Here is an 8,553-nt window from a genome sequence, read left to right on the forward strand (position 1 = left end):
CTCACCGAGCCCGAGCCCGGCTTGTTCACCCAGCCCCGCCCCTGAACACCAGCCCACCCCACCGAGCAGGGCACCTCACCCAGACCTCATCGCGAATCGGGCATCACGGCGCGAACCGCACTCTCAGGCCGAGGCATGGTCGCCCTATGGCGTCACCTGCAACACCCTCGTGCCGGGGTTCGTGATGACGCCGCTCAACGAGCGGCTGTCGTCCGACCCCGAGAAGGTGGCCACGCTCGCCGCGCGCACCATGGTCGGGCGCAACGGTCTGGCCGAGGACTTCGCGGGCGCGGCGGTGTTCCTGGCGAGCCGCGCCTCTGGCTACGTCACCGGGCAGTCGATTTTCGTCGACGGCGGTTTCTCCGTTCACTGAGGTCCAGTGAGGTCCGGAGATCCACCGTACTGACTGAGGTTCCGCCACTGGTATCACGGCGGTGGTGCTGAACGTTACGGCTGTCACGCCGAGCGCGGCCGGGTTCGTGACCGTCTACCCCGACGGGCAGCCGCGTCCGGACGTGTCGAATCTGAATTTCGCGGCGCAGCAGACGATTCCGAATCTGGTCGTCGTTCCGGTGGTGAACGGCAAGGTCGATTTCTACAACCGTGCCGGCAGCGTGAATCTCCTGGCCGACCTCACCGGGCTACTACACCGGCTGACAGCAGTCCGCGAAGGGTCCGGCCCGCACGGGTCGGGCCCTTCGGCATGTGCCGACCCGATCGCGCCGTGGACCGGCCCCGTCCGCACCGGGCACTGACTCTGTCCGCACCGGGCGCCGGTTCCGGCTTTTTCGTGACCCTCAAGCAGGCCGATCGTCTGTGGATGGTGCCGGTGTCCGCGTGTGGTGCTCCAGGAGGCGGGTCAGGAGCTGGGCCAGTTGGTCGCGTTCGGGCTGGGTCAGTGGCGCGAGCAGGTCGTCCTGGATGGCGCTGAGCAGGGTGTCGAGCCGGCGGAGATGGCGGCGGCCCTGCGGGGTCATGGTGATGACGTTGCGGCGGCGGTCGGCGGGATCCGGCGCGCGTTCGACGAGGCCGCGGTCGGCGAGCTGGTTGATGACGGCGACCAGATCGCTGCGGTAGACGCGGGTGCGATCGCTGAGTGCCGCCTGGCTCGCCGGGCCGAACTCCTCCAGTGCGACGAGCACGGCGTAGTGCCATTTGCGGGCGTCCGCACCGGCCAGGCCTTCGCTCACCAGCCGGTCGGCGTGGACCGCGGTCAGCGACAGCAGCCGGCTCGGCAGGCCGCGGAGTCGGGCGGGTGTCGCCTGGTCATCTGCGGAGCCCGCCATGTCTGCGGTGCCGGTGTCGTCCCTGGTGTCCATGCTCCTGATCCTACCCCGTTGCGTTAGTCGTACTAACGATGTATTTTCATTAGCGTCATAAACGTTAGATCAATAAACGTTCACGCCACAAACGGACTGCGGATGTGACTCCCATGACTGACCCGACCACCGCCCCGACCCTCAACCCCCAGATCATCGGCCAGGTGGAGAACGCCCACAAGGCGCTCATGGCCCGCGTGCTGGCCGGCACAGGCACCACGTTCTTCCACTGGGTGGCGCTCAAGCTCACCGCGGTGAGCGGCGGAGCCATCGACCGCGATCAGCTCGTCGGCCGGATAGCCGGCGCCTTGAAGATCGAGGATGCGGCAGCACTGGCCGCGATCGCCGAACTGGACGGCGCGCAGCTGCTGCGTACCGAGCCGGGCGAGGGATTCCGCGTCGCCCTCACCGACTCCGGCCAGGCCCGGTACCGCCGGTTCAGCACCGCCGTCGACGAGATCATGGCCCGGGTGTACAGCGACATCTCCGAGGGCGACCTGGCGACTGCGGCCCGTGTGCTGACCCTCATCACCGCCCGCGCCAACGCCGAACTCGCCGCCGCCTGAGGGCAGTTCCCCCCAAGGCCATCGACTCGTGACTTGACCGGCCGGTCCGACACCGCCCAGGCACACCCCGTCGCGGCGGAGCCGCCCGACCACCGGCCGGGGCCGAGTCCGCCCCGGAGGTTGGAAGTTCATCGGCCCGGTTAGAGCCGAATCATGGATTCGGAATCGACCCGTGGCGTGACCGCCGAGTTCGCCGTCCTCGACGCGTTGGAGGTGCCCGGCGACCCGGAGTTGGACGCCGGGTTCGCCGGCACGGCGCACCGGATTCTGGCGGACCTGGTCAGCGGGGGAGCCGCGCTCGGTTGGGTCGAACCTCCCTCGTCGGAGGAGGTCGCGGGATTGCTCGACGACGTTGTCCGCGCGGTGCGGACGGGCGATGCGGCCCTGCGTGTCGCCTACCTGGACCGCCGCCTGGTCGGACTCGGGTACTGGCTGCGGTACACCCGGCCGACCCATCGGCCGCACGCCGACCTCGAGAAGGTCGCGGTGCACACCGCCGTGCACGGCCGCGGTGTCGGCCGGGCGCTGACCGCCGCCTTGATCGGCGATGCCCGGGCGGCCGGTGTCGAGGTTCTCACCTTGGACGCCCGCGGTGACAATGCCCATGCCCTGAAGCTCTACCGCTCGCTGGGCTTCGCCGAGTACGGCCGTCTCCGCGACTTCGTCGCCGTCGGGGAACGTCGCTACGACAAGGTCTTCTACATGCTGGACTTTCGCCAGGAGCGCTGACGCGCGTGCCCCCGTCGGCTCCAGCAGGCGGGGCTACCGGGTGGGCAGGCCGAGTTCCGCTGCGACCGCGCTGACCCTGGTGAGGACCGAATACGGGTAGATGTCGTCGCAGTACTTGTTGCCGGTGGAGACGATGCCGATCACCTTGCCGCCGGCGACCAGGGGGCCGCCGGAGTCGCCGGCGCAGATGCTGTCGTGGGTGCCGGGGGCGGGGATGCCACAGACCTTCAGGGCCGGGGATTCGCTGGGGTCGGTGAAGGGCTCGCAGCTCTTGAGCGATGCCAGGGTGAGGCGGGCCGACTTCAGGAGGGTGCCCGGGGTGCCGGTCGCCGCGTAGCCCCAGCCGAGGACGGTCGCGGCCTTGCCGGCTCCTGAGGCCCAACAGTGCCGGCAAGACCACGCTGATCAAAACGATCTGCGGTGTCACCGTGCCCACCGGGGGAAGCGTTGAGGTGTTCGGCGCCGACCCCGCGGCCCACGGGGGACGCGCCAAGCGGCAGATCGGTGCCGTCCACCAGTCCGGCCCGTTCGACAAGACGCTGCCCGCGATGGACAACCTGCGCATCGCCGCGGCCTTCAAAGGACTGCGCCGGCGCGATGTCCGGCACGAGGTGGACGACCTCATCAGTGCGTTCAGTCTCGGCGCCAAAACCTCCCAACTGGTCTTCACCCTCTCCGGGGGAGAGCTGCGCAGGCTGCAGGTGATCCGGGCGCTGCCGGGCGGACCACCGCTGCTCCTGCTCGACGAACCCTCCGCCGGCCTGGACATCACCGGCCGCCGCCAGGTCTGGACCAGATGGCCCCGGCGCTGCGCTGGCTGTCCTGGGCGGACCCCGTGACGTACGGAATACGCTGCGTACGGAACAGCGCCCTGTTCGGGTTCGGTGCTGCCTGCCCTGGTTGCTGGTGCTGCTCGGCGCGGCATCGGTCACCTACCTCCTGCTGGGGCTGGTCCCTGGCGGCGCCCGCGAGCTGTGACCCGGCGGCCCGACGCGGCAGCCCGACCCGGGGGCGGGTGTCGGAGAGGGGCGGTCACGAGATATCTTGATATCAAGACGTTCTAGACGTGAAGTGGAGCACCGGTGACTGACTCGACCATCATCTATACGCACACTGACGAGGCCCCGGCCCTGGCGACGTATTCGTTCCTGCCTGTGGTCCAGGCGTACGCCTCGACGGCGGGCGTCAATGTGGAGACTCGCGACATCTCCCTGGCCGGGCGCATCATCGCGAGCTTCCCGGAGCGTCTCGAGGCGGGCCAGCGCATTGACGACGCCCTCGCCGAGCTCGGGCACCTTGCCAAGAGCCCCAGCGCCAACATCATCAAGCTGCCGAACATCTCGGCCTCCATCCCGCAGCTCAAGGTGGCGATCACGGAGCTGCAGCAGCAGGGCTACGCGCTGCCGGACTACCCGGACGACCCGAAGTCCGACGAGGACCGGGACGTCCGCGCGCGGTACGACAAGGTCAAGGGCAGCGCCGTCAACCCGGTGCTGCGCGAGGGCAACTCCGACCGGCGTGCGCCCGCATCGGTCAAGAACTACGCCAAGGCGCACCCGCACCGGATGGGCGCGTGGTCGCCCGACTCGAAGACGAACGTCGCGCACATGACGGCCGACGACTTCCGCTCCACCGAGAAGTCCGCGGTCATCGCCGAGGCCGGCGCGCTGCGCATCGAGCTGGTGGGCGACGACGGCAGCACCACCGTGCTGCGCGAATCGGTACCCGTGCTGGCGGACGAGGTCGTGGACGCCTCCGTCCTGCGCGTGGCGGTGCTGCGGGAATTCTTCACGGAGCAGATCGCCCGCGCCAAGGCCGAGGGCGTGCTGTTCTCGGTGCACCTCAAGGCCACGATGATGAAGGTCTCCGACCCCGTCATCTTCGGCCACGTGGTACGGGCCTTCTTCCCGAAGACGTTCGCCGCGCACGGCGAGACGCTCGCCGCGGCCGGCCTGAGCCCCAACGACGGGCTGGGCGGCATCCTCAAGGGTCTGGAGTCGCTGCCCGAGGGCGCGGAGATCAAGGCGTCCTTCGACGCCGAGCTCGCCGAGGGCCCCGCCCTGGCGATGGTCGACTCCGACCGCGGCATCACCAACCTGCACGTGCCGAGCGATGTCATCGTCGACGCCTCCATGCCGGCCATGATCCGCACCTCCGGCCGCATGTGGGGCCCGGACGGCAAGGAGGCCGACACCCTCGCCGTCATCCCCGACAGCAGCTACGCCGGCATCTACCAGGTCGTTCTCGACGACTGCCGTGCGCATGGTGCCTACGACCCCGCGACGATGGGCTCGGTATCCAACGTCGGCCTGATGGCGCAGAAGGCCGAGGAGTACGGCAGCCACGACAAGACCTTCGAGATCCCCGCCACGGGCACGGTGCGGGTCGTCGACGGCGGCGGCAACGTCGTGCTCGAGCACGCGGTGAGCGCCGGTGACATCTGGCGCATGTGCCAGACCAAGGACCTGCCGATCCAGGACTGGGTCAAGCTCGCCGTCACCCGCGCCCGCGCGACCGGCGACCCGGCGATCTTCTGGCTCGACGAGGGGCGCGCGCACGACGCGAGCCTCATCGCCAAGGTCGGGACCTACCTCGCCGAGCACGACACCGACGGACTGAAGATCGAGATCAAGGCGCCGGAGGACGCGATCGCGTTCTCCCTCGAGCGCATCCGCCGTGGCGAGGACACGATCTCGGTCACCGGCAACGTGCTGCGCGACTACCTGACCGACCTGTTCCCGATCCTCGAGCTCGGCACGAGCGCGAAGATGCTCTCGGTCGTCCCGCTCATGAACGGTGGCGGACTGTTCGAGACCGGAGCCGGCGGCTCCGCGCCCAAGCACGTCCAGCAGCTCGTCAAGGAGAACTACCTGCGCTGGGACAGCCTGGGCGAGTTCCTCGCGCTGGCGGTCAGCTTCGAGCACCTGGCGCAGACCACGGGCAACGCGCGCGCCCAGGTGCTCGCCGACACCCTCGACCGGGCGACCGGCAGCTTCCTCAACGAGGACAAGTCGCCGAGCCGCCGCCTGGGCGGCATCGACAACCGCGGCAGCCACTTCTACCTGGCGCTCTACTGGGCGCAGGAGCTGGCCAAGCAGACCGATGACGCGCAGCTGGCCGGGGCGTTCTCGGCTCTCGCCAAGACGCTGTCCGAGCAGGAGCAGGCCATCATCGGCGAGCTGATCGCGGTCCAGGGCTCGCCGGCCGACATCGGCGGCTACTACCAGCCCGACGCCGTCAAGGCGGCGTCCGTCATGCGTCCGTCGAAGACCTTCAACGAGGCCATCTCGACCCTCGGCTGACGAGATCCGCGCATGAGTTCCACTGCATGAGGGGAAGGTCCCCGGGCCCAGCTCGCCGCCTTGCGGCGACCGTGCAAGCGACGGCCCGCGGGACCTTTCCCATGTGGTCCCGCGTGGTCCCATATGGGTCCACGCGGGTGATCATCAGCAGTCTGTAAACCCCGGACCTGTGTAACCGCCCAGGGGCGGGTCCACAGCACTCGTCCCGTGTCAGTGGCCGGGTTTCCAGTCGGGGCGGCGGCCGCTGAGCGCGACGATCCGGTCGAGCAGCGGCGCGTTCCCGGGTACGGCGACGGCGGGACCGAACACCCCGTCCCGGCTCAGGTCGTCCGGGGACGGCGCCAGCAGCTCGTACGACACGTTGAGGTTCGCCTCGGTGGGTGCGTAGTCCTGGCCGGTGGCGCGGGCCAGGTCCCAGCCGTGGATCAGGAGTTCGTTCAGCGCGACCCGCCCGGCGATCGCGGCGGGGAAGGTGACGCCGCCCGCCTGGGTGTCGCCCTCCCGTGCGCCGGGTTTCTGCCAGGCCTCGACCAGCTCCTCCAGACGCTGCGGAGCCGCGGTGGGCCAGTCGTCATCGAGGGCAGGCAGTACCGACCCTGGGGGCGTGCCGGTCGTCGGCCCGAACTCCTTCCGCGCGGCGTCCCGGAAGGCGGTGGACAGACCGACGACATGGCCCAGCAGCTCCCGTACGGCGTACTTGGGACACGGGGTCGGGTCGTCGAGCTGCTCGTCGGTGATACCGGGGAGCAGTTGTGCCACGGCGTGGGCGGCCGGGCCGAGGTCGGGAAAGGGCGTCTGCGCAGTGCTGTCCGTAGTGGAGTCCATACAGAGAAGACCGGCCGGTCCGCCAAAACTCATCGATCCATTGTCCGCCGCGTCCGTCACACACGTGGCTCCTCCGGCTTCCGTCGTCTCGCACCCGCAGTACTGCGAGCACGAGCTGCCCTGCTGACAGCGCAGAGTGCGCTACGGCGAGGCACGGCCCTGCCGTCAGCAGCGTGCCGAGTGCCGCAGCGCCGGGATGAGGACCGCGCCGACAGCCAGGTGCATACCGGCCAGTGCCATGGTCGTCGCGGAGTGGACGCCGCTGCCGAGCGGACCGGCCAGCGACAGCGCCAGCACCAGGACGGCGATGCCGGTCCAGGCTCGCCGTGGCCGGTGCCCGAAGCGTTCCAGCGTCGCCAGGAGAGCCCACCCGGCCAGTCCGGCGAGCAGCGAGGCGGTCACGACCGCGCCCGGCCCCACCGGCTGGGTCGCCCCGTTCATCCGGACGGTCAGGTGTGCACCGGCGAGCGGGACGGTCACCGTCCAGACCGCGAGGGCGGCTGCGGCGGAGCCGAGCACCGCGAACGCTCGCGGGCGGTGGGGACGGCGCATGGTCGGGTGATCGGCCTGGATCGCGGTGCGGACAGGCTTGTTGTTGGTCGTCATGCGAGCAAGCGTCGCCGTCGTGGCAGGTCTGCCACATCGGTCGCGTGGCTGCCGCACCCTGGACCGAGGTGGGGGAGTGGTTGACATCCTCTCCGCTCTAAAGGGCGGTGATTCCCTCCGTGCTGCGCAGGGATGGCGCGGTGTTTGGGTGGGTTCGTGCTTCATCGTGCTGTGTCGGAACAGGTTCCGGTCTTACCTGTGCTCCACGGGCGTTTTGGGTCTCCGCCTGTCCGGCGGCGGCCTTGGATCCTTCGGTTCGGATGTTGCGGGCCGCGTTCTGAGGTTCCCCCGGGATGCGGGAAGTGGTGACAGGCTGTCAGATGGGTCTCATGAGAGGAGCCCAGACGATGTCTGCCCCGAGGAAATACCCGTTGGAGTTGCGTGAGCGTGCGGTCCGGATGTATCGGGCTGCCGAGCCGAAGCCGGTGATCCGTCGTATGGCCGAGGATCTCGGTGTGCATCACGAGGCCCTGCGGAACTGGATCCGCCGGGCCGAGGCCGATGCCGGCGAGCGCGGTGATGTGCTGACCACAGCGGAGCGTGAGGAGCTGGCGGCTCTGCGCAAGGAGAACGTGCAGCTCAAGCGGGCGAACGAGGTTCTGCGGACGGCCTCGGCTTTTTTCGCGGCACAGCTCGACCCGACCCGGCCCAGGTGACAGGACTGCTCGATGAGCATCCACACCTGGGGGTCGAGCCAGTCCTTCGTGAACTTTCCATCGCCTCCTCCACCTACTACCGCTGGCGCCTGGCCGAGCGGGAGCCCTGCGAACGGCGCCGCCGTGATGCCGGGCTGACCGGGCGGATCAAGGAGATCCACACGGAGTCCGGCGGGATCTACGGATCCCCGCGGGTGCACGCCGTCCTCAAGCGCGAGGGCGAGGCGGTCGGCCGCAAACGGGTCGAGCGGCTGATGCGTGAGGCCGGCCTGCACGGCATCAGCCCCCGCCGCCACGGCAAGGGCTTCACCCGCCGCGACCCCGAGGCCACCCTCGCCCCGGATCTCGTCAACCGCGATTTCACCGCCCAGGGCCCGAACCGACTGTGGGTCACCGACCTCACGATGATCGCAACGGACGAGGTGTCCGCGTACTCGTTGAAGTGCTCAGCCAAGTACAGCTGAACGTGCTCAGGTGTCAGGCTGCGTCGGTGTCGCGTTCGATGGCGGCGAGTCGGTTCTTGAGCCGGTAGCTGGGGCCGTTGATGGCG

The 8,553-nt window shown here is 69.4% G+C and carries 10 protein-coding genes and 2 pseudogenes; 8 read left to right on the forward strand and 4 right to left on the reverse strand.

Annotation, left to right across the window (positions count from 1 at the left end):
- Positions 1 to 121 precede the first annotated feature (121 nt).
- Both QMK24_RS39785 and QMK24_RS39790 read left to right on the forward strand, forming a co-directional pair.
- A pseudogene (locus QMK24_RS39785) lies at positions 122 to 373 on the forward strand (SDR family oxidoreductase); the annotation flags it as partial.
- A 64-nt stretch (positions 374 to 437) separates the two neighbouring features.
- A complete protein-coding gene (locus QMK24_RS39790) occupies positions 438 to 755 on the forward strand; it encodes a hypothetical protein (protein WP_283471781.1) in 318 nt (105 codons plus the stop codon).
- A gap of 42 nt (positions 756 to 797) precedes the next feature.
- Here the strand turns inward: QMK24_RS39790 and QMK24_RS39795 are convergent, their stop codons facing one another.
- On the reverse strand, positions 798 to 1,319 hold the full coding sequence (locus tag QMK24_RS39795; RefSeq protein WP_283471782.1) for a MarR family winged helix-turn-helix transcriptional regulator: 522 nt from the start codon (positions 1,317 to 1,319) through the stop codon (positions 798 to 800).
- Between the two features lie 113 nt (positions 1,320 to 1,432).
- Here QMK24_RS39795 and QMK24_RS39800 point away from each other — a divergent pair, with 113 nt between their 5' ends.
- Both QMK24_RS39800 and QMK24_RS39805 read left to right on the forward strand, forming a co-directional pair.
- Positions 1,433 to 1,885 (forward strand): winged helix DNA-binding protein, encoded by a 453-nt coding sequence (locus tag QMK24_RS39800; RefSeq protein ID WP_283471783.1) that lies wholly within the window; start codon positions 1,433 to 1,435, stop codon positions 1,883 to 1,885.
- 153 nt (positions 1,886 to 2,038) lie between these two features.
- A complete protein-coding gene (locus QMK24_RS39805) occupies positions 2,039 to 2,614 on the forward strand; it encodes a GNAT family N-acetyltransferase (protein ID WP_283471784.1) in 576 nt (191 codons plus the stop codon).
- 33 nt (positions 2,615 to 2,647) lie between these two features.
- Here the strand turns inward: QMK24_RS39805 and QMK24_RS39810 are convergent.
- A pseudogene (locus QMK24_RS39810) lies at positions 2,648 to 2,926 on the reverse strand (trypsin-like serine protease); the annotation flags it as partial.
- 59 nt (positions 2,927 to 2,985) lie between these two features.
- Here QMK24_RS39810 and QMK24_RS39815 point away from each other — a divergent pair.
- Together QMK24_RS39815 and QMK24_RS39820 are read left to right on the forward strand one after the other, a co-directional pair.
- The gene (locus QMK24_RS39815) at positions 2,986 to 3,453 is read left to right on the forward strand and encodes an ATP-binding cassette domain-containing protein (RefSeq protein WP_283471789.1); all 468 of its coding nucleotides are present in this window, start codon (positions 2,986 to 2,988) and stop codon (positions 3,451 to 3,453) included.
- A 243-nt stretch (positions 3,454 to 3,696) separates the two neighbouring features.
- Positions 3,697 to 5,916 (forward strand): NADP-dependent isocitrate dehydrogenase, encoded by a 2,220-nt coding sequence (locus QMK24_RS39820; protein WP_283471785.1) that lies wholly within the window; start codon positions 3,697 to 3,699, stop codon positions 5,914 to 5,916.
- 210 nt (positions 5,917 to 6,126) lie between these two features.
- Here QMK24_RS39820 and QMK24_RS39825 read toward each other — a convergent pair whose 3' ends face one another.
- Both QMK24_RS39825 and QMK24_RS39830 read right to left on the reverse strand, forming a co-directional pair.
- The gene (locus tag QMK24_RS39825; protein WP_502962716.1) at positions 6,127 to 6,774 is read right to left on the reverse strand and encodes a TIGR03086 family metal-binding protein; all 648 of its coding nucleotides are present in this window, start codon (positions 6,772 to 6,774) and stop codon (positions 6,127 to 6,129) included.
- A 132-nt stretch (positions 6,775 to 6,906) separates the two neighbouring features.
- Complete coding sequence (locus tag QMK24_RS39830; protein ID WP_283471786.1) at positions 6,907 to 7,347, reverse strand: DUF6069 family protein; 441 nt, start codon at positions 7,345 to 7,347, stop codon at positions 6,907 to 6,909.
- Between the two features lie 347 nt (positions 7,348 to 7,694).
- On the opposite strand from QMK24_RS39830, the gene QMK24_RS39835 reads away from it, so the two are divergent.
- Positions 7,695 to 8,003: a transposase gene (locus QMK24_RS39835; protein WP_283471787.1), complete on the forward strand. Its 309-nt coding sequence runs from the start codon at positions 7,695 to 7,697 to the stop codon at positions 8,001 to 8,003.
- Complete coding sequence (locus tag QMK24_RS39840; RefSeq protein WP_283471788.1) at positions 8,000 to 8,467, forward strand: IS3 family transposase; 468 nt, start codon at positions 8,000 to 8,002, stop codon at positions 8,465 to 8,467. Before QMK24_RS39835 ends, QMK24_RS39840 begins: the two co-directional genes overlap by 4 nt.
- Positions 8,468 to 8,553 lie beyond the last annotated feature (86 nt).

The sequence above is a fragment of the Streptomyces sp. PH10-H1 genome (genome assembly GCF_030063355.1).
Classification (GTDB): domain Bacteria; phylum Actinomycetota; class Actinomycetes; order Streptomycetales; family Streptomycetaceae; genus Actinacidiphila.

What these genes read in the sequence shown, in the direction of transcription:
- QMK24_RS39835 (WP_283471787.1), top strand. Translation starts at nt 7,695, where the DNA reads ATGTCTGCCCCGAGGAAATACCCGTTGGAGTTGCGTGAGCGTGCGGTC.
- QMK24_RS39805 (WP_283471784.1), top strand. Translation starts at nt 2,039, where the DNA reads ATGGATTCGGAATCGACCCGTGGCGTGACCGCCGAGTTCGCCGTCCTC.
- QMK24_RS39830 (WP_283471786.1), bottom strand. Translation starts at nt 7,347, where the DNA reads ATGACGACCAACAACAAGCCTGTCCGCACCGCGATCCAGGCCGATCAC.
- QMK24_RS39825 (WP_502962716.1), bottom strand. Translation starts at nt 6,774, where the DNA reads ATGAGTTTTGGCGGACCGGCCGGTCTTCTCTGTATGGACTCCACTACG.
- QMK24_RS39795 (WP_283471782.1), bottom strand. Translation starts at nt 1,319, where the DNA reads ATGGACACCAGGGACGACACCGGCACCGCAGACATGGCGGGCTCCGCA.
- QMK24_RS39800 (WP_283471783.1), top strand. Translation starts at nt 1,433, where the DNA reads ATGACTGACCCGACCACCGCCCCGACCCTCAACCCCCAGATCATCGGC.